The sequence below is a fragment of the Sporosarcina koreensis genome (assembly GCF_042655825.1).
Classification (GTDB): Bacteria; Bacillota; Bacilli; order Bacillales_A; family Planococcaceae; genus Sporosarcina; species Sporosarcina koreensis.
Window position 1 is genome coordinate 1 of the sequence record NZ_JBHSNP010000010.1, and the last position, 20,212, is coordinate 20,212.

Consider the following 20,212-nt stretch of genomic DNA (forward strand, 5'->3'; position numbering starts at 1 on the left):
TAAGATCCCTCAGAGAAGATGAGGTGGATAGGTCCGGGGTGGAAGCGTGGCGACACGTGCAGCTGACGGATACTAATCGATCGAGGACTTAACCTTAAAAGTTATGAAGTACGGTTGAACTTGAAGTTCAGCGACAATGTTGGTTTTATCCGGTTTTGAACGAACAAGAGTCGTTCATATATGTCTGGTGACGACGGCGAAGAGGTCACACCCGTTCCCATACCGAACACGGAAGTTAAGCTCTTCAGCGCCGATGGTAGTAGGGGGCTTCCCCCTGTGAGAGTAGGACGTCGCCGGGCAACCCATTCCTTTTCGATAAGAATGTCAATAGGTTAGAATTGATCAAGTATAATGAATTTGCAGTTAAAGAACCTTGCATTCTATCGAAAGGTATACATACGGTCCCGTGGTGTAGCGGTTAACATGCCTGCCTGTCACGCAGGAGATCGCCGGTTCGATCCCGGTCGGGACCGCCATCTTAATTTAAACTGTCAACCGATTATGGATTCATTCCAGAATCGGTTTTTTGTTATTTAATTATAGATCTCCACCAAACCCTATGGCTTTCGAAATCGCCTTATTTTCGGTACACTGAAACAAAGTGGAGATGAAAGGATAATACGATGACTATACAATTCAATGTTCGTTCCTTGGCGGAAACTGAACAGATTGCGGATACATTGGCAGGCCTGCTTTCCCCTCCGGACGTCGTGACGTTGGAAGGCGATCTCGGTGCCGGGAAGACGACCTTTACGCAGGCGCTTGCACGCAGCCTCGGCATCACTCGGACGGTGAACAGCCCGACATTTACGATCATAAAGCAATACGAAGGCAAGGTGCCATTTAATCATTTGGACGTCTATCGATTGGCGGACAGCGATGAGGATCTTGGCTGGGACGAGCTGTTTTATGGAGATGCGGTTTCCGTCGTTGAATGGGCACATCTGATCGAGGATGACTTACCTGAAGAACGCTTGGAAATCCGGATCCATCATACCGGAGAAACTTCAAGAAAGATTGTCCTCGTTCCAATAGGGGAGCGTTTTGAAAAGATTTGTGAGGCGATGACGTTATGATATGGTTAGGAATAGATACGGCGAATACACCTTTATCCGTTGCAATTGTGAAAGATGGGGCCATCTTGGCCGAGGTGAATTCGTCGATGGCTGTCAATCATTCGTTGCGGGCTATGCCTGTTATCGAAGAACTGTTTGCGACGGTGAAGCTGCAGCCGAAAGATATTGATGCAATCGCAGTTTCGGAAGGACCTGGCTCTTATACGGGAGTCCGCATCGGGGTGACGATTGCGAAGACGTTGGCCTGGACATTGAAGAAGCCGCTGTTTGGTCTCTCAAGCTTGAAGGTCCTTGCGGCGAATGCTATCTATTTTGACGGGTTGATCTGCCCGATTGTGGACGCACGAAGGAATAATGTGTACGCAGGGGTTTATGAATTCGTGGATGGCGGGTTGACCGACATCGCGGAGGATGGGCATTTTGCGATTGATAATCTGCTGGATGTTTTGGCAAGCAAGGAGCGCCCGGTTCTTTTTGTCGGCAAGGATGTAGCGATGCATGAAGAGCTCATAAGGGAAAGATTGCAGGGGAATGCGGTCATTGCTCCGTTTCCGCTGCAGCTTCCGCGGGCTTCTTCGTTGATTTTCATTGCGGAGCAAAGCGGACAGGAAGAGAATACACATGCATTTACGCCGGAATATCGTCGGATCGCTGAGGCGGAGGCGAATTGGCTGATGCAGCAACGGAAGGAACAGGGCAGTGAATAAACCTATCGAATATCGGAAGATGACTATAGAAGATATCCCGGCGGTTGTCGAAATCGAGCAGGAGGCATTCGCGACGCCTTGGACGCAGGAGATCTTCGAACATGAGATGGCCGGAAATGACTATGCCCATTATATCGTTGCAGTCGTAGACGGCGAGGTGATCGGGCATTTCGGGATGTGGGTCGTGCTGGATGAGAGCCATATTACGAATGTGGCGGTGAGGAAGCATATGAGAGGCCATGGAATCGGCGAGGCGCTTATGCGCAAGGCGATGGAGCTGTGCAAGGTGAATGAGGTTCGGCTGATGACGCTCGAAGTCCGCGTGAGCAATCATACCGCGCAGAACTTATACCGCAAGCTTGGCTTCCAAGATGGCGGCATACGGAAAAACTATTATACGGACGACCATGAAGATGCGCTCGTCATGTGGGTGGAATTGTAATGAATAAAGATATGTATATTTTAGGAATTGAAACGAGCTGTGATGAGACGGCGGCCTCGGTTGTAAAGAACGGACATGAGATCGTCTCGAACGTCGTCGCTTCGCAAATCCAGAGCCAGCAACGGTTCGGCGGTGTCGTGCCTGAAATCGCGTCTCGGCATCATGTTGAACAGATTACGCTCGTCATCGAGGAAGCATTAGCGAAGGCGGAATTATCGCCATCTGATCTGGATGCGGTCGCTGTGACGGAAGGACCTGGGCTTGTCGGTGCATTATTGATCGGCATAAATGCGGCGAAGGCGTTCGCATTTGCCAACGGGCTGCCGATTATAGGCGTCCATCATATCGCGGGACATATTTATGCGAATCAATTGATGCAGCCGATGGAGTTCCCGCTGCTTGCGCTCATTGTTTCCGGTGGGCATACGGAACTGGTCCTGATGGAGAATCATGGGTCGTTCAAATTGATTGGCGAAACGCGTGATGATGCAGCTGGGGAAGCGTATGACAAAGTGGCGCGTGTCCTTGGGTTGCCATATCCGGGAGGTCCGCATATCGATAAGCTTGCGCTTGGGAGCGAGGAAGCGGTCGACTTCCCGAGAGCCTGGCTCGAGCCGGATTCCTATGATTTCAGCTTTAGCGGTTTAAAATCCGCGGTCATCAATTATAAGCATAATCTGGAGCAAAAAGGTGGCGAAGTGAATCCTGCCCATGTAGCAGCGGGCTTCCAGCAAAGCGTCGTCGAAGTGTTAACGGATAAGACGTTAAGGGCAGCGAAGGAATACGGCGTGAAGCAAGTCATCGCGGCGGGCGGTGTTGCGGCGAATAAAGGCTTGCGGGCTTCATTGGACGCTGTGTTTGAAAAAGAAGGGATTCCGTTTTACGTACCGCCGATTTACCTATGCACGGATAATGCGGCAATGATTGCGGCTGCAGGATCTTCAATGTTCGAAAGCGGGAAACGGGGATCAATGGAAATGAACGGCAGGCCGGGCATGGAGCTAGCTTCATGGAATGAATGAACGAATGAATGATGGAAATCGTCGAGATGTGACGATTTCCGTTTTTATTTGTCCTACAACCAATTCGAGTTGTCAAGAGGGAACGTTCGTACTTATGCACAATTGTTGATAAGTTGTGGATTGTTAAAAGATTCTTGTGTATGACCACTTCATGTTTTGGATAACTATGTTGGTAATTGCAACGGAAAATGTGGATAACGTGGATAACTATGTTCATATCCCATTATATCAACGTAGATGATGTTGATAAGGTTGTGGAAATTAAATGGTTGGGCTTGTCGAAAACTAAAAAAGCTGTCGAAAGGTGTCATACCCTTCGACAGCTACAATCAAACTTGTGAATTCAGGTTCTCGAGCTCTTCCTGCAAATTCAGCCATTCCTCCGACAGGTTGTCGTGCTGCATTTGCAGTTCGTCAATCTGTTCCTGCAGCTCCATCAGTTTCACATGGTCATCGGCAAAGGCGGGGTTCAGCAATTCTTCTTGCAGAACAGCGATTTCGGTATCCATTTTGCCGAGGGATTCTTCAACTTCGGCAATCGCCCTTGTCAATCGACGCTCCTGCCGTTTGAATTCCTTATCCTCTTCAGTACGTCCGTTTCTCGGCTGTTTTGGCTGTTCCGAAGTCCTATGTTCCGCCTTCAGCTCTTCCAGCTCGTTTTTCTTTTCAATGAAATAATCATAATCGCCGAGGTACTCGGTGACGCCTGCAGGACCGACATCGATGACCTTTGTCGCGATCCGGTTGATGAAATACCGGTCATGGGAGACGAAAAGGATAGTGCCTGGAAAGTCGTCCAGCGCATTTTCCAACACTTCCTTGCTGTCGAGGTCGAGATGGTTCGTCGGCTCGTCCAGCACGAGCGTGTTCGATTTTTGAAGCATGAGCTTCGCCAATGAAAGACGAGCCTTCTCGCCACCGGACAATGAAGCAACGGGCTTCTCTACGTCCTCCCCTGTGAACAGGAAGCGGCCAAGCACCGAGCGGACATCCTTTTCATTCATCATCGGCCACTCATCCCATAGCTCATGAAGGACTGTCCCCGTTCCGAGGATTGTCGCCTGGTTCTGGTCATAATAGCCGAATTGGACATTCGTCCCGTAGCGGATCGTCCCGTCGATCGGCTCCTGTCTTTTCACGATCGTCTTCAGTAGTGTCGACTTGCCGATTCCGTTCGGTCCGATGATTGCGATCCGGTCGCCTTTGTATGCGTGCATGTTAATATGCTCGGAAACAGGTTTGCCGTTATAGCCGACAGCGATGTTTTCCAATTTGAGCACATCATTGCCGCTTGGCCGCTCGATGGAGAAGGAGAAGCTTGCGGACTTTTCATCCCCGTCGGGCGCGTCCATCCAATCCGTCCGTTCAAGCAGCTTCCGACGGCTTTTCGCCATTTTGGAAGTCGAAGCGCGGGCGATATTCCGTTGGATGAAATCTTCGAGTTTCGCCCTTTCGCTCGTCTCGCGCTCGTACAGCTTCTTGTCCCGCTCATAATTCTTCGCTTTCTCGACCAAATAGGCACTATAGTTGCCGACGTACTTCGTCACTTTCATCCTTGAGACTTCGTAAGTGATCGTCACGATCTGGTCAAGGAAATACCGGTCATGGGAAACGATGAGGATCGCCCCTTCATAGGAGACAAGGTATTTTTCGAGCCAGCCGAGCGTCTCGATATCCAAATGGTTCGTCGGCTCGTCCAAAATGAGGAGATCCGGTTTGCTAAGCAGCATTTTTGCGAGCGCCAGCCGTGTCTTTTGTCCGCCCGACAACAGATTGACTTGCTTCTCGTAGTCCTCTGGATAAAAGCGCATGCCGTGGAGGACCGAACGCATGTCGGATTCATATTGATAGCCGCCCGAATCCTTGAAATCGATTTGAAGCGCATCATAATCCTTCATGACCCGCTCGTATTCTTGCGGATTTTCATAAACGGATGGCTCCGCCATTTGCGCTTCGAGACCGCGCAGCCTTTTTTCCATTTCAAGCAGCGGGCCAAAAACGGTCAGCATCTCCTCCCAGACCGTCAGTGGGGAATCAATGCCCGCGTGCTGTTCGAGATAGCCGATTTGTACACCTTTCGGCATGATCAAGTCGCCGGAATCGGCGGTCATCTCTCCGGCTATGATTTTGAGTAATGTCGATTTGCCCGCGCCATTTCGTCCGACGAGCGCAACCCGATCCCGGTGCTGCACTTCGAGGCGGACATTTTTCAATATGTCAGTTCCTGAAAAGGATTTCGTTATTCCGTTCACTTGTAACACGATCATTCAGCACACCTCTATTCCACTTTAAGTTTAATCGAATGGGCTTGTTGGTGCAATGGTCGGCTTTACATCAGCAAGCATCTAGAGTACGATAAAAAAAGGCTTATTGCACGTACAGGAGGTAAGAGATGACTGGAACGACTCAGAGGATTCCACAGGCGACGTCAAAACGTCTTCCGTTATATTATAGATTCCTACAAAACTTCGCGAACGCAGGCAAGAGGCGCGTCTCTTCCAGCGAGTTGAGCGAGGCGATGAAAATAGATGCCGCCACGATACGCCGCGACTTCTCCCATTTTGGGGCACTCGGACGGAAAGGCTACGGATATGATGTGAATGATCTCCTTCTTTTCTTCCGCAGGGCGCTCGACCAGGATGAAGAGACGGATGTAGCATTGATCGGCGTCGGGAGTTTAGGGAACGCATTTTTAAAGTATAATTTCCAGAAGAACCATAATACGAGAATCGTCGTCGCGTTCGATCCGAAAGCGCCAAGGGAAGGGAAGATGATCAGCAATATCCCGGTTTTCCATCCGGATATGATGGAGGAAAAGATCAAGGAGCTGGGCATTAATCTTGTCATCTTGACGGTTCCGACGAGGGCGGCGCAAGAGATTGCGGATCGGATGGTCGATATCGGCGTGAAAGGGATTCTTAATTTCACACCCGTCCGTCTGACAGCGCCCGACTGGATGCGTATCCACACGATCGATTTGTCGGTGGAGTTGCAGACGTTGATTTATTTCATAAAAAATGACGAAAAACATTCACAAATAGAATGAACTGTTCAATAGTAATACAAGCTGTTTTCATGTAAAATGGAATACATACGAAGGAGGTGTCCGAAATGGCTCCAGGTATTGGAAGTTTACTTATAATCGCAGTCATTGCATTGCTCATTTTTGGACCGAAGAAGTTGCCGGAAATCGGAAAGGCATTTGGATCTTCATTGCGTGAGTTCAAAAACGCGACAAAAGGCCTTGCATCCGATGATGATGAACCAGTGAAAAAAGTGGAAGACAAGAAAAATGATGTGCAATAAGTAAGGATGTCTGTCCGATGAAAGAAAAAAATTTAACAGTCATTGAACATATAGATGAAATTAGAAAACGACTGATGGTAATCGTCGTTTTCTTTGTTATTGCGGTAATCGGCAGCTTTTTCATCGCGAAGCCGATCATCAAGTTTTTACAATCCGAGGCGGGGTATGAGGAATTCCACGCATTCAATGTCGTCGATCCGATTGCGTTGTACTTGAAGGTCATTATCTTTTTGGCAATTGTCCTCATTTCACCGATCATCATGTACCAGTTCTGGTCGTTCATCTCGCCGGGGCTTCATGAGACGGAGCGGAAGGTGACGTTGAGCTATATCCCTTTCGCGTTTATGTTGCTGCTCGTGGGGATTGCGTTTTCCTATTTCGTCCTCGTGCCGTTCGTCATGAACTTCATGAAGGATTTGTCTGCGGAATTAGGGATTACGCAGACGGTAGGCATAAACCAGTATTTCACGTTCCTGTTCCAAATCCTGATCCCGTTCGGAATTGTATTCCAGCTGCCAATCGTCCTTTTATTCCTATCTAGGCTCGGTATATTGGATCCTGCGAAGCTGGTGAAAATTAGGAAATACGCCTATTTCACGCTGTTTGTCATCGCGGCATTCATTACGCCGCCTGATATAATGTCACACTTGTTGGTGACTGTGCCGTTGTTCATACTTTATGAAATCAGCATCGTCATTTGCCGCGTCGGGTATCGGAAGTTCCTAAAGGCAGAGGAAAAACGGAAGCTTGAAGAAATAAAGGCTGAACAACAGCGTCAAATTGACGAAGTGATGGGGAATTTGGAAAAATAAAATGAATCCCGCCTCCCGGGTGATAGAGGCGGGATTTTTTTATTTTGTAATGAAATTCCAAAATGATTCCAGTATGATAGGAAGAGTGGGACTGACATATACATAATACGTAAAGGGGGAATACACATGAATCCATTGCTCTCCATATGGAGCCGGCCGACGGAGACGCTGCGGTATATGCTTGAGAAGAAGTCGATCGGTTATGGTTTTTTAATTTTTTTATTAGGCGCAATCAGTACCGGGGTTATGGCTACGGCAACAGCGGGTTGGTTTAATGGTTTGCCATTATTTTTAATTGTTTTCCTATCCATTGCAACGACTTATGGCGGGTCGTTGATCGGATGGGTGATCGTGTCTGCGTTGTATACATGGATCGGGAAATGGCTTGGGGGGACTGGAAGGTACTCTGACATGATCCATGTGACGCCAGCCTCAACGATTCCGATGATCTGGCTCGCGCCGATGAACTTTCTTATACTAGCGATCTACGGATCCCGTTTATTTGAAGTGCCGACGGGGAATCTCGGGATCACTAATCTGCCGCTCGGGGTATATTTCTTAATGAACTTCATCTCATTAGGTGTGAGCATCTACGGTACGGTGATCTCCTGTAAGGGGATTGGACTTGTCCATAATTTCTCAGCGTGGCGTGGATTGGGTGTCGTTGCAATTCTCATGGGGATTGGCATTGTGCTTGCGATCGTGTTCTCGTTAATTATCGGCATGATCCTCTTTTCTTTATTTTCAACGTTTGGATGAAATGAAAAACGACCTCCCAATGGGAAGTCGTTTTTTTATTGAAGGAAAAAGATAATTGATTGCTTCATGTTTTGAAATTGCTCGAGCTTTTCGTAATTGAGCTGGACGATCATGACGAACCCGTTCATGAGGAAGTGGGAAATCATCGGAGCCCAAATCCGCTTCGTGTGGTGATAAAGGAAAGCGAATATGAAGCCCGGCGCCATATAGATGAGCAGGTGCTCGAGCTCTCCATGGACGGCCGCGAATACAACTCCGCTCACAATCGCCGCGATCCAGAAATTCGTCTTCGTGTAAATGCCTCCGAATAAGACCCGTCTGAAAACGATCTCCTCGAGCAGCGGAGCGAAGATGACAATTGAAAAGATGATGATCGGCGACAGTTTGGCGACGTCGCTCAGCAAGGCGGTATTTTCGGAGCCCGGCTCGATGCCGAGCGCTATTTCAATGATGCCGGCAATCATTTGTCCCGCCATTGCCATGAAGAATCCTAATATTCCCCAGAGGATTGTCATCCAAGGCGTCGCTTTCTTTCCTTTAAAGATATCCCAGAACCGTTTGTTGCGCGTCGTCATGAAAAGGATGATCGGGGCAGCGATCAGGTTGGTGATAAACAGCGCCAAAGCGAAGGCGTAATAGGCTGCGTCCTCCTTTTCCATGCCGTCGGTGTTTTGATAGTAATGGAAGAATCCTTTTGAAACAGGAATACTTCCGAATTGCATTGCTATATATAAGAGAACGATCCAAATAGAGATTTTCCAATTTTTCATTGCCAACTTCCTTTCTTCTATTGTCCATTTTAGCTGTTTCAATGAAGACAAGCAAAGAGAAAAGGAAACGTCGATCGCACTTGACCTATATGCTTTGAAAGGGGGAAGCCTGCCGTTTTGTTTAATGTTAAAACAGATAAGTATTTTGCTTGCAATTTTTGGGCAACTTTATTATGATAATAAATGTATTAGCACTCTAGTTAGATGAGTGCTAAAAAGAAGATAATATGTCGAGGAGGTTGTTTCACTTGTTGAAACCATTAGGTGACCGTATCGTAATCGAACTAATCGAAGCAGAAGAAAAGACGTCTAGCGGTATCGTATTACCGGATTCTGCGAAAGAAAAACCGCAAGAAGGAAAAGTTGTAGCGGCAGGTACTGGACGAGTTCTTGAAAACGGCCAGCGTGTTGACCTGGAAGTGAAAGAAGGCGACCGCATCATCTTCTCAAAATATGCTGGAACTGAAGTTAAATATGAAGGCAATGAATATTTGATCCTGCGTGAAAGCGACGTTCTGGCCATCATCGGTTAAGTCGCCCTTTATAAATAAGTACAATCAAAACCAGGAGGGAATTCATAAATGGCTAAAGAAATTAAATTTAATGAAGACGCGCGCGGCGCAATGCTACGCGGTGTAGATACACTTGCTGACGCTGTTAAAGTGACGCTTGGACCAAAAGGACGCAACGTTGTTCTTGAAAGAAAATTCGGTTCTCCGCTCATCACAAACGACGGTGTAACGATCGCAAAAGAAATCGAGCTTGAAGATGCATTCGAAAACATGGGTGCGAAACTAGTGGCGGAAGTCGCTTCCAAAACGAACGAAATCGCTGGTGACGGTACGACGACTGCAACAGTTCTTGCACAAGCGATGATCCGTGAAGGTTTGAAAAACGTAACGGCTGGCGCTAACCCTGTCGGTATCCGTAAAGGGATCGAAAAAGCGGTAGCAACGGCAATCGAAGAGTTGAAAGGCATTTCCGATGAAATCGAAAGCAAGCAGGAGATCGCACAAGTTGCGGCTATCTCTTCAGGCGACGAAGAAGTCGGCGAATTGATCGCTGAAGCGATGGAGCGCGTCGGCAACGATGGCGTCATCACAATCGAAGAATCAAAAGGCTTCACGACTGAGCTTGACGTCGTTGAAGGTATGCAATTCGACCGTGGGTACGCGTCTGCTTACATGGCGACAGACACGGATAAAATGGAAGCGGTTCTTGACAACCCTTACATCCTGATCACAGATAAGAAGATTTCTAACATCCAAGAAATTCTTCCGGTTCTTGAGCAAGTCGTCCAACAAGGCAAGCCGTTGTTGATGATTGCGGAAGACGTGGAAGGCGAAGCGCTTGCAACACTTGTTGTGAATAAACTTCGCGGTACATTCAACGCGGTAGCTGTTAAAGCTCCTGGCTTTGGCGACCGCCGTAAAGCGATGCTTGAAGATATCGCAATCCTTACAGGCGGGGAAGTCATCACTGAGGACCTTGGCCTTGACCTTAAGTCCGCTGATATCAACCAGCTTGGACGCGCTGCGAAAGTCGTTGTCACAAAAGACCATACGACAATCGTTGAAGGAAATGGAGATTCTGAGCGAATCGCATCACGTGTCGGCCAAATCCGCGTACAACTTGAAGAAACGACTTCCGAGTTCGACAAAGAGAAGCTGCAAGAACGCCTTGCGAAACTTGCTGGCGGCGTAGCAGTCATCAAAGTCGGAGCGGCTACTGAAACTGAATTGAAAGAGCGCAAACTTCGCATCGAAGACGCATTGAACTCAACTCGTGCGGCAGTCGAAGAAGGAATCGTTTCCGGCGGTGGTACAGCGCTTGTGAACGTCTATACAAAAGTTGAAAAACTTCTTGAAAGCACAGAAGGCGACGTTGCAACTGGCGTGAAAATCGTTCTTCGCGCACTTGAAGAGCCGGTTCGCCAAATCGCAACAAACGCTGGTCTTGAAGGCTCCATCGTCGTCGATCGCCTAAAACGCGAGGAAGTCGGCATCGGCTTCAACGCAGCTACAGGCGAATGGGTCAACATGATGCAAGCCGGTATCTTGGATCCTACAAAAGTTACGCGTTCTGCACTTCAAAACGCGGCATCTGTAGCGGCAATGTTCCTATCTACAGAAGCAGTCGTTGCAGATATCCCTGAACCACCAATGGCAGGCGGCATGCCTGACATGGGCGGAATGGGCGGCATGATGTAATAAAGAGAAGATACCCTTGGTAAGTAAGGGTTTTGGGAGTGTTGTTATAACACACGACCACTTTTTGATCACTTCAATGTAAAAAAATGCATATGACTAATTTTAAAGAAGGTCTTTCTTCAGTTTACTAAACTGTTGGGAGGCCTTTTTTCTGTGCTTCTTTTGTCGTATGTGCATAGATGTTCATTTTAACTTAATAAATAATCGTCCAATAAAAAGTTCGTGTCATTTTCTATTTCCGAAACTTTTAAACTTCCTTTGTAAAACCGATTAACGTCGCTATAGAGCAAAAAGGTCCCTGTTGTGACAGGCTGTAATCACTGCTATGATTATAATAAATACCTCGGACTCGCCTACGAAGCTAGACAGACATCGACATCATGTTGTGAATAAGGAAGAGCGTGGAAGAGTATTCTCTTTGGCATTAATTTAAAGCTCCTAGCGTAAATCGCAGATATGAACATCCTGAAAAAGGAGGGCTCGTGTTGAGGATTCATTTGTTGGCTAAAGATAATTTGGAGGCGGAGGGAATTCGTTGGCTTGTTGAATCTCAAATGACTGGAATTGATTTATTCAAATGGGATTCCATCGAAGAATTTGCGAAGATAGGCAATGAAGAGGTGCCGGATTTACTTCTATTAGATATGGATGCATGGATGCAAGAAGGTGAAAGTTTTGGAGAACTGCTTAAAAAAAGTAATGTCCGTTGGTTGGGTATTTCATCTGAGCGCATTTTTCAAACAGCTTACCGTGGTCTTCGTTATCGAGCAGAAGATGTGTTGTTTCGTCCTTTTTCTCCAGTCGACTTAATTAAGCATATTCAACAAATTCGATACCAATTAAGAAGTGAACGGCATCGGCATATAATAGATTCACATAAGGAAGACCAAACAATGAGGATTGACTACTCAGACCTTTTTCTAACGGGAAGTGTGAGTAATCAATCGATCACGATGATTGCGATTGTAACGCCTGATACAACCACATTGCCACGTTTATATGATGAGTTGCATCAGTTTCCATTTACGACGGAACAGCAAATATTTGCGTTATCGGACTGTGTTTTATGTGTTCAGCATACGCAAGAAACCGAATTGTATCAGGAGGAGTATCATGCATTTCTTGCTGGGTGGAAAGAAGATACGGGAGAATCGCTTGCCATTGTGATTAATGACTCCCCCTCTTTACATTCGTTGAAAGAAACGTATGCACAAACAAAGCAACTAAAAGAAAAGATATTTTTTGAGGGTTATGATATTGTTTTGTCGAATAGCGAATATAGAAATTGGTCGGCTATGGATCCTTTTTTGACACCTTTAGAGCAAAGGCAATGGATTGAAATGCTTGAGAAAAGGGACGCGAAAGAGATTCGGAAATGGGTGGAACAGGAATTCTTCACGTATGAGGAACCTTATCCCGATCCTGAAATGGTGCGGATACGTCTGACAAGTGTCCTTGCTCAAGTGCGTCGATATATGAAATCTTATAACATGCGTACGCTAGAGTGGGAAAATTCCTACCATGCGGTTTTTCAACAGATAATTAGGAAACCGGTCATACACGAAATCGTGAAAGAGTTACTTACGTTCATCACGAAACTTCTTTTACATGGAGATGGAGACGTACATTCGCAAGCGGAAGAACAATCACTTGTTGAAAGAGTACAGACATTGATAGAGGCCAACTATTGGGATGCACAATGGAATTTAACTGCTTGTGCAGATGCACTGAGGCTAAACAAAAGTACACTGAGCCGACGATTTTCCGCAGAATCAGGACAATTATTCAGAGATGTGCTACACAAAGTCAGGATTCGGGAAGCTAAACGATTATTAAAGGAGACCGATTTGTCATTGGAGGAGATTTCCAGACTAACGGGCTACTCCAATCAAAGTTATTTCACAATGAAATTTAAACAACTTGAAGGAAGAACCCCTTCCTCCTATCATTTCAATGTTTAAAGGAACTTTACATAGGTAAGGTTCTTTTTTTGATGAAAATAAAAACATATAAAGATAGATAAAACAGAAAAATTGAAACATATTATAAAATTGGATATGAAATACATTTATAAATATATATAGAATATAAAAATGACAACAATTAATAAAAATTAATTAGAATCTTCTATGTATAATGAAGGGACAGAAAAGAGGAGGTTTTTAAAAATGACTACAATAGCTGAAGAAAAAGTGATTCGCTATAGAGGCTCTAATTTGAATACGAAAGGATGGCTTCAAGAAGCTGCACTTCGAATGTTAATGAACAACTTGGATCCTGAAGTGGCTGAGCATCCTGAAAATCTCGTGGTCTATGGTGGGATTGGAAAAGCGGCTCGGAATTGGGAAAGTTTTGATGCAATCGTCAAGTCGCTGAAAGAACTTGAAAATGATGAAACATTGCTCGTTCAGTCAGGTAAGCCAGTAGCTATATTTAAATCACATGCGGATGCACCACGTGTCCTAATTGCGAATTCAAATATTGTTCCTGCCTATGCGAATTGGGAAACGTTCCATGAACTCGATAAAAAAGGGCTAATGATGTATGGACAAATGACTGCTGGAAGTTGGATTTACATCGGTTCTCAAGGAATTGTGCAAGGGACGTATGAAACATTTGTAGAACTTGGGAAAAAGCATTTCAATAGCAATTTGCAAGGAACGATTACGGTAACAGCGGGGCTCGGGGGCATGGGTGGCGCACAGCCACTTGCGGTCACAATGGCTGGTGGTGTTTGCATCGCGATTGAGGTGGATGAGACGCGCATCGACCGTCGTATCGAAACACGCTACACAGATTTGAAAACGGATTCATTGGATGAAGCAATTCGTCTAGCGAAAGAAGCGAAAAAAGAAGGAAAAGCATTATCAATCGGATTGTTAGGAAATGCTTCTGATATTTTACCAGAGATGATTGCACGCAACTTCATTCCAGATGTACTGACAGACCAAACGTCTGCGCATGATCCGTTAAATGGTTATATTCCATCTAAGATGTCACTGGAAGATGCTGAGATACTTCGCATAAATGATCCAGAAGAATATGTGAAACGATCAAAAGCATCCATGGCTAAACATGTCCAGGCGATGCTTGACATGATGGATAAAGGTGCAATTACTTTTGATTATGGGAACAACATTCGTCAAGTTGCAAAAGATGAAGGCATTGAAAATGCGTTCGATTTCCCAGGATTTGTTCCTGCTTATATCCGTCCGCAATTTTGCGAAGGAAAAGGGCCATTCCGTTGGGCTGCATTGTCAGGAGATCCAGAAGATATTTATAAATTAGATGAAGTGATTTTACGTGAATTCAGCTACAATGAACACCTTTGTAACTGGATTCGTATGGCACAGGAGAAAATTGAATTCCAAGGACTTCCTGCCCGTATTTGCTGGTTTGGTTACGGAGAGCGCGCACGCTTCGGGAAAATCATAAATGACATGGTAGCAAGCGGTGAGTTAAGCGCGCCTATTGTTATTGGGCGTGACCACTTGGACTCAGGTTCTGTTGCTTCTCCGAACCGTGAAACAGAAGCGATGAAGGACGGATCTGACGTAGTTGCGGATTGGCCAATTTTAAATGCGATGATCAATGCAGTTGGGGGAGCAACGTGGGTATCGCTTCATCATGGCGGTGGGGTCGGTATGGGTTATTCGATGCACTCGGGAATTGTAATTGTTGCAGATGGGACAAAGGAAGCTGCTGCTCGTATTGAGCGCGTGTTAACTACGGATCCAGGCATGGGGATAGCGCGTCATGTCGATGCAGGTTATGAAATAGCTAAAAAAACAGCTTTGGAGAAAGGCGTTAATATTCCAATGCTCAAAAAAGGAAATGAATTTGAATGAAAAAGATAATTTGGATTAAACATGCTTCCCAGCTGGCCACATTGGCATCTGGGAAGCAAGGCCCGCGGGCAAAAACAGACATGTCGGAACTTGGAATCATTGAAGATGGTAGTCTGTGGATTGAAAACGGTTACATACAAGCTGTAGGAACAACAAGAGAGCTTGAAGGGAAATATGGTGAAAGAGCAGAAGAGGCAGAAATTGTGGATGCATCGGGATGTCTTGTGACTCCAGGTTTAGTGGATCCACATACACATGTCGTTTATGGGGGAAGCCGTGAGCGTGAATTTGAAATGCGTTTGGAAGGTGCGACCTATATGGACATCATGAATGCGGGAGGCGGTATTCATGCAACGACACGTATGACAAGGGATGCATCGGAGGCAGAGTTAATCGAACAAGCAACACGTCGACTTGACTCGTTTCTTGCGCATGGAGTCACAACAGTGGAGGGGAAAAGTGGTTATGGAATGAATCTGGAAACCGAACTAAAACAACTCCGTGTGATGAAAAAGCTTCAAGAAACACATCCGATTGACCTTGTTCCAACTTTCATGGGGGCACATGCCGTACCTCTTGAGTATAAAGGGCGAGAAGATGAGTTCATTGATTATTTAATTGAAAATGTATTGCCAGTGGTGATGGAAGAAGGGCTAGCTGTATTTAATGATGTGTTTTGCGAAAAAGGTGTTTTCACACCTGAGCAATCCGAAAGAATGTTGGAGGCTGGGAAACGGGTTGGACTGATTCCGAAAATCCATGCAGATGAAATCGAGTCTTATGGCGGAGCAGAACTTGCAGCTAAAGTAGGCGCTATTTCAGCTGAACATTTATTAAAAGCATCGGAAGAAGGGATTCAGGCAATGGCTAAATCGGGTACAATCGCTTGCCTTCTGCCTGCTACAGCACTCTATTTACGAGAAGAAGCGGCTGCGGGAAGACGCATGATCGACGAAGGTGTACCTGTGGCCATCTCAACAGACTGCAACCCGGGATCTTCGCCAACAACTTCAATGCCGCTTGTGATGAACTTGGCCTGTATTTCAATGCGTTTAACGCCAGCAGAGGCTTTGACAGCTGCTACATATAATGCAGCCTGCGCTATTAAAAGCGAGGATAAGGTCGGTTCGTTGGAAATCGGCAAGCAAGGTGATGTCGTGTTATGGGATGTTAAAAATTATCAGGAACTGCAATATTTATTCGGTGTGAATCACGTCAAGTCTGTTTGGAAAAAAGGCGTGCAAGTCGTTGGGAAAACAACGAATTAAAGTGAATTAGTCACTTTTTATAGCAAGTTTTAAAATGTAACAGAATCGAAAGGAGACAGGAAATATGGTTGTATTGAATGGACAGACAATGGTTGTATTGAATGGACAGACTTTGAATTTTTCAGAGGTGCATCGCATACTTTATCATGGAGATAAAGTCACTTATTCAGAAGAGAGCATGAGAAAGGTTCAAGAAAGCCGAAGAGCCGTAGAAAAAATCGTTGCAGAAGAAAGAATCGTATACGGGATTACAACCGGTTTTGGTAAATTCAGTGATGTGTTCATCGATAAGGACGATGTTGGGGCACTTCAATTGAATTTAATCCGCTCACATGCTTGCGGAGTGGGCGATCCTTTTCCGGAGGTTGTTTCAAGAGCGATGACTCTACTTCGAGCCAATGCATTATTGAAAGGGTTTTCAGGGGTGCGTCCCGTTGTCATCGAAAGGCTTTTGGATTTAGTTAATGCACATATCCATCCGGTAATCCCGCAGCAAGGATCACTAGGAGCAAGCGGTGATTTGGCACCTTTATCACATTTGGCCCTTGTTTTGCTCGGGGAAGGGGAGGTCTTCTATAAAGGAGCAAGAATCCCTGCGAAGGAAGCGCTGGCTCAAGAAGGGATCGAACCAATCAGCTTGACGGCAAAAGAAGGACTTGCACTTATCAATGGTACACAGGCAATGACTGCAATGGGTGTAGTAGCCTATTTGGAAGCGGAGAAATTGGCATACCAAGCTGAACATATCGCGTCCTTAACGATTGAGAGCTTACAAGGCATCATAGATGCATTTGACGAAGATATTCATCTGGCACGAGGATATAGAGAACAAGTGGAAGTGGCAGAACGAATCCGTAATCTACTGTCCGATAGTAATTTAACAACAAAGCAAGGTGAAATACGTGTTCAGGATGCGTATTCGCTCAGGTGTATCCCTCAAGTGCATGGTGCAACATGGCAGGCGATGAATTATGTAAAAGAAAAATTGCTCATAGAAATGAATGCGGCTACAGATAATCCGTTGATTTTTGATAACGGTGATAAGGTACTATCCGGGGGGAACTTCCATGGACAGCCGATTGCATTTGCAATGGACTTCCTAGCAATCGCCATAGCGGAACTGGCAAATATCTCAGAACGCAGGATCGAGCGTTTAGTAAATCCACAATTAAATGACTTGCCACCATTTTTAAGCCCTGAACCCGGATTACAGTCTGGCGCGATGATTATGCAATACGTTGCCGCTTCACTTGTCTCTGAAAACAAAACATTGGCTCATCCCGCCAGTGTCGATTCGATCCCTTCATCGGCGAATCAGGAAGACCATGTCAGTATGGGTACAATCGGGTCTAGACATGCTTATCAAGTGATAACGAACACACGCCGTGTGCTGGCAATTGAAGCGATTTGTAGCATGCAAGCAGTGGAGTTCAGAGGAAAAGAAAAAATGGCTGCCGCCACGAGGGAGTTCCTTGAAAACGGCAGGAATGTCGTACCTAATATCTTTGAAGACCGAGTGTTTTCTACAGATATTGAAGCGATGAATAAGTGGTTGAAAGATGGGGATTTCAGTTTCTGAGGCGTAATCAATTGGGGGAAGAGTGAGAGGCGAAATTCAATTCACTTTATCGATTAATAAGTCAGGAAAGGAAGACAGCATACTTCGGAATGTGGCCATTAATTTTTATAATCAATGGCCGCTTCCTTTTCCTGGATCAGATTGATTATTTTCAAAGGGATAAAACCATATAAAGAGAAGGGGTGGATTTATGTTAGGTACAGTTGTAATTTCAGTTATCGTAATGTCTGTATTGAGTCTTCTCCGCGTTAACGTTATGTTTGCGATTTTAGTCGCTGCGGGTGTCGCCGGGTTGATGGAAGGCCTGTCCTTGACGGAAACTACGAACATGCTTGTTTCCGGAATGGGGGGGCAAGCGAATACTGCATTAAGTTATGTTTTGCTTGGAATATTTGCTGTCATGATCGGGTACTCAGGAATTACCGGATTTTTGGTAAAAAGACTTGTACACGTGTTAAAAGGGAAACGCTCGATTCTATTATTGACGATTGCCGGAGTCGCTTGTTTCTCCCAAAACCTAGTTCCGATACACATTGCATTCATTCCGATTTTAATTCCGCCATTGCTTCATTTGTTTGATAAAATGAAGATTGACCGTAGAGGTGTCGCGACTGCACTGACGTTTGGATTAAAGGCGCCGTATATTATGATTCCGGCTGGATTTGGACTGATTTTCCACGGAATCATCGCCGATGAAATGAAAGCGAGCGGAATGGAAATCCCTCTTTTGTCTGTCACATATTCAATGCTAATCCCAGGTATCGGTATGATTGTAGGACTTTTAATTGCAGTGTTCATTACTTATCGTAAGCCACGAGAACTGCCACCTAGTGATCTAGGAGTAATCGATAAGATTGATCTACCAGAAGAGACAGTACTGAAATTTTCAAAGCAACACTACCTTACGATTGCTGCAGTTATTGGTGCATTAGTTGTACAATTGGCTTCCGGTTCGCTTGTTTTAGGAGCACTGACTGGTATTGCTTTAATGTATATATTCACAGTTGTTCCGTTTAAATTGGGAGAAAAGGTTGTCAATGAAGGAATTAGCATGATGGGTATGATTGCATTCGTGATGCTCATCGCTTCTGGTTACGCGACAATTTTGAAAGAGACAGGTGCTGTTAATGAGCTGGTCGAGGCAGCGACAGGAATTTTGGGGGATAATAAACTTCTTATTGCTTTCGTGATGCTTCTAATCGGCTTGTTAATCACAATGGGTATCGGTTCGTCATTTGGAACAATCCCCATTATTGCCGCTTTGTTCGTTCCAATCTGTATAGCCGTCGGATTTTCACCATTGGCAACTGCCTCGTTAATCGGTACTGCTGGTGCGCTAGGGGATGCAGGATCGCCTGCATCAGATAGTACGCTTGGACCGACAGCAGGGTTAAATGCAGATGGAAAACATCATCATATTTGGGATACATGTGTGCCAACGTTTATACATTTTAATATCCCTCTCTTTATCTTCGGTCTTATTGCAGCTATGGTGCTTTAAGCAAATAATTCAACGGGCAATGTTTCAGCTAGACAGTAAGATGGAAATAAGGAAGGAGTCCATGTTATGAAACTTGATTTTGTAAAGGTCAGCCCCTCAAAAAACATGACAGTTTTAATAACCAACTATGTTGCACCTACTAATTTTGCAGAAATTGCTAGTACTATTATGGACTATGAATACCTTAATGCAGAACAGGTTGGGTTCATAGTTGAACCGGAAAACAAAGAGTCTGTACTGAGATTAGAAATGTCCGGAGGGGAATTTTGCGGAAACGCAGTATTAAGTGCTGCTGCTTACTGCTCGTATAAAGGGATAAGCAAAAGTAATCGTTTTTTTCTAGAAACGTCTGGTTCCGATTTGCCACTAGAGTGTGTTGTAGAAGAAAAGTCACCTACTCATTTTGTATCTAGGGCCGAAATGCCTCATCCACTATCAACCGATGAAATTGTTGTTAGCCTCAATGGTCGTATTATTTCAGGGAATGTTGTGAGATTAGATGGGATCACTCATTTCTTAACCGATTATTGGCCAAGCGAGGATGATTTTAGTTTGCTAATTGAGGCGGTTACTGAAAAAATTGAAGATAAAGCTATTGGGATAATTCCTTATAGAAAATTAAGGGAAAATGAATATGAAATATGGCCATACGTCTACGTGACAGAAACGGGAAGTAGATTTTTCGAGCAAGCTTGTGGGTCTGGCTCCCTAGCTTTGGGTGTTTATTTGTCAAAGATAAGTAATGACTACAATTTAAGAATCCATCAGCCAGGCGGCATTATTAATGTAGAAACAGGCGATAAAAATTATATTTCAACAGATGTTCGTTTTACCTGTGAAGGATTTGTTAATCTCGACATATAGATATATAACTTGATTCAGTTACCAATTAAAAAGAAGCTCCTCATAAGT

The 20,212-nt window shown here is 45.2% G+C and carries 18 protein-coding genes, 1 tRNA gene and 2 rRNA genes; 19 read left to right on the forward strand and 2 right to left on the reverse strand.

What is annotated here, in order from left to right; genetic code table 11:
* The 7 genes from ACFPTP_RS05125 to tsaD form a co-directional block, all read left to right on the forward strand.
* Positions 1 to 96, forward strand: a 23S ribosomal RNA gene (locus ACFPTP_RS05125); the annotation flags it as partial.
* Positions 97 to 183: 87 nt separating this feature from the next.
* Positions 184 to 299, forward strand: a 5S ribosomal RNA gene (gene rrf / locus ACFPTP_RS05130).
* A 101-nt stretch (positions 300 to 400) separates the two neighbouring features.
* A tRNA-Asp gene (locus tag ACFPTP_RS05135) sits at positions 401 to 476 on the forward strand.
* A gap of 147 nt (positions 477 to 623) precedes the next feature.
* Complete coding sequence (tsaE, locus tag ACFPTP_RS05140) at positions 624 to 1,076, forward strand: tRNA (adenosine(37)-N6)-threonylcarbamoyltransferase complex ATPase subunit type 1 TsaE (protein ID WP_381442739.1); 453 nt, start codon at positions 624 to 626, stop codon at positions 1,074 to 1,076.
* Positions 1,073 to 1,783 carry a tRNA (adenosine(37)-N6)-threonylcarbamoyltransferase complex dimerization subunit type 1 TsaB gene (tsaB, locus tag ACFPTP_RS05145; protein WP_381442741.1) on the forward strand — a complete coding sequence of 237 codons (711 nt, stop codon included), beginning with the start codon at positions 1,073 to 1,075 and terminating at the stop codon, positions 1,781 to 1,783. Before tsaE ends, tsaB begins: the two co-directional genes overlap by 4 nt.
* On the forward strand, positions 1,776 to 2,225 hold the full coding sequence (rimI, locus tag ACFPTP_RS05150) for a ribosomal protein S18-alanine N-acetyltransferase (RefSeq protein WP_381442742.1): 450 nt from the start codon (positions 1,776 to 1,778) through the stop codon (positions 2,223 to 2,225). The genes tsaB and rimI overlap by 8 nt, the downstream gene beginning before the upstream one ends.
* A complete protein-coding gene (gene tsaD, locus ACFPTP_RS05155) occupies positions 2,225 to 3,247 on the forward strand; it encodes a tRNA (adenosine(37)-N6)-threonylcarbamoyltransferase complex transferase subunit TsaD (protein ID WP_381442744.1) in 1,023 nt (340 codons plus the stop codon). Before rimI ends, tsaD begins: the two co-directional genes overlap by 1 nt.
* Positions 3,248 to 3,576: 329 nt before the next feature.
* Here the strand turns inward: tsaD and ACFPTP_RS05160 are convergent, their stop codons facing one another.
* Complete coding sequence (locus ACFPTP_RS05160) at positions 3,577 to 5,514, reverse strand: ABC-F family ATP-binding cassette domain-containing protein (RefSeq protein WP_381442746.1); 1,938 nt, start codon at positions 5,512 to 5,514, stop codon at positions 3,577 to 3,579.
* A gap of 125 nt (positions 5,515 to 5,639) precedes the next feature.
* Between ACFPTP_RS05160 and ACFPTP_RS05165 the strand changes: the two genes are divergently transcribed.
* The 4 genes from ACFPTP_RS05165 to ACFPTP_RS05180 all read left to right on the forward strand — a co-directional run bounded on the left by ACFPTP_RS05165 (position 5,640) and on the right by ACFPTP_RS05180 (position 8,124).
* On the forward strand, positions 5,640 to 6,293 hold the full coding sequence (locus tag ACFPTP_RS05165; protein ID WP_381442747.1) for a redox-sensing transcriptional repressor Rex: 654 nt from the start codon (positions 5,640 to 5,642) through the stop codon (positions 6,291 to 6,293).
* Positions 6,294 to 6,358: 65 nt separating this feature from the next.
* Positions 6,359 to 6,553, forward strand: a complete 195-nt coding sequence (locus ACFPTP_RS05170) for a twin-arginine translocase TatA/TatE family subunit (protein WP_381442749.1) — start codon at positions 6,359 to 6,361, stop codon at positions 6,551 to 6,553.
* Between the two features lie 17 nt (positions 6,554 to 6,570).
* The gene (tatC, locus tag ACFPTP_RS05175; RefSeq protein ID WP_381442751.1) at positions 6,571 to 7,365 is read left to right on the forward strand and encodes a twin-arginine translocase subunit TatC; all 795 of its coding nucleotides are present in this window, start codon (positions 6,571 to 6,573) and stop codon (positions 7,363 to 7,365) included.
* A gap of 126 nt (positions 7,366 to 7,491) precedes the next feature.
* Positions 7,492 to 8,124 (forward strand): YIP1 family protein, encoded by a 633-nt coding sequence (locus ACFPTP_RS05180; RefSeq protein WP_381442752.1) that lies wholly within the window; start codon positions 7,492 to 7,494, stop codon positions 8,122 to 8,124.
* A gap of 35 nt (positions 8,125 to 8,159) precedes the next feature.
* Here ACFPTP_RS05180 and ACFPTP_RS05185 read toward each other — a convergent pair whose 3' ends face one another.
* Positions 8,160 to 8,894: a CPBP family intramembrane glutamic endopeptidase gene (locus ACFPTP_RS05185; RefSeq protein ID WP_381442753.1), complete on the reverse strand. Its 735-nt coding sequence runs from the start codon at positions 8,892 to 8,894 to the stop codon at positions 8,160 to 8,162.
* A gap of 248 nt (positions 8,895 to 9,142) precedes the next feature.
* Between ACFPTP_RS05185 and groES the strand changes: the two genes are divergently transcribed.
* The 8 genes from groES (at position 9,143) to ACFPTP_RS05225 (ending at position 20,164) form a co-directional block, all read left to right on the forward strand.
* The gene (groES, locus tag ACFPTP_RS05190) at positions 9,143 to 9,427 is read left to right on the forward strand and encodes a co-chaperone GroES (protein ID WP_147059641.1); all 285 of its coding nucleotides are present in this window, start codon (positions 9,143 to 9,145) and stop codon (positions 9,425 to 9,427) included.
* 48 nt (positions 9,428 to 9,475) lie between these two features.
* Positions 9,476 to 11,104 (forward strand): chaperonin GroEL, encoded by a 1,629-nt coding sequence (groL, locus tag ACFPTP_RS05195; RefSeq protein ID WP_381442755.1) that lies wholly within the window; start codon positions 9,476 to 9,478, stop codon positions 11,102 to 11,104.
* Positions 11,105 to 11,589: 485 nt separating this feature from the next.
* Positions 11,590 to 13,065, forward strand: coding sequence for a helix-turn-helix domain-containing protein (locus tag ACFPTP_RS05200; RefSeq protein ID WP_381442756.1), 1,476 nt, complete (start codon positions 11,590 to 11,592; stop codon positions 13,063 to 13,065).
* Between the two features lie 207 nt (positions 13,066 to 13,272).
* Positions 13,273 to 14,952 (forward strand): urocanate hydratase, encoded by a 1,680-nt coding sequence (gene hutU / locus ACFPTP_RS05205; protein ID WP_381442758.1) that lies wholly within the window; start codon positions 13,273 to 13,275, stop codon positions 14,950 to 14,952.
* Positions 14,949 to 16,220: an imidazolonepropionase gene (hutI, locus tag ACFPTP_RS05210; protein WP_381442759.1), complete on the forward strand. Its 1,272-nt coding sequence runs from the start codon at positions 14,949 to 14,951 to the stop codon at positions 16,218 to 16,220. The genes hutU and hutI overlap by 4 nt, the downstream gene beginning before the upstream one ends.
* Positions 16,221 to 16,308: 88 nt before the next feature.
* Entirely contained in the window at positions 16,309 to 17,799 is a 1,491-nt protein-coding gene (gene hutH / locus ACFPTP_RS05215; protein WP_381443112.1) for a histidine ammonia-lyase, read from the forward strand.
* 190 nt (positions 17,800 to 17,989) lie between these two features.
* Complete coding sequence (locus ACFPTP_RS05220; RefSeq protein WP_381442761.1) at positions 17,990 to 19,300, forward strand: Na+/H+ antiporter family protein; 1,311 nt, start codon at positions 17,990 to 17,992, stop codon at positions 19,298 to 19,300.
* A gap of 66 nt (positions 19,301 to 19,366) precedes the next feature.
* Positions 19,367 to 20,164: a histidine racemase CntK family protein gene (locus tag ACFPTP_RS05225; protein ID WP_381442762.1), complete on the forward strand. Its 798-nt coding sequence runs from the start codon at positions 19,367 to 19,369 to the stop codon at positions 20,162 to 20,164.
* The last annotated feature ends 48 nt before the right edge of the window (positions 20,165 to 20,212 follow it).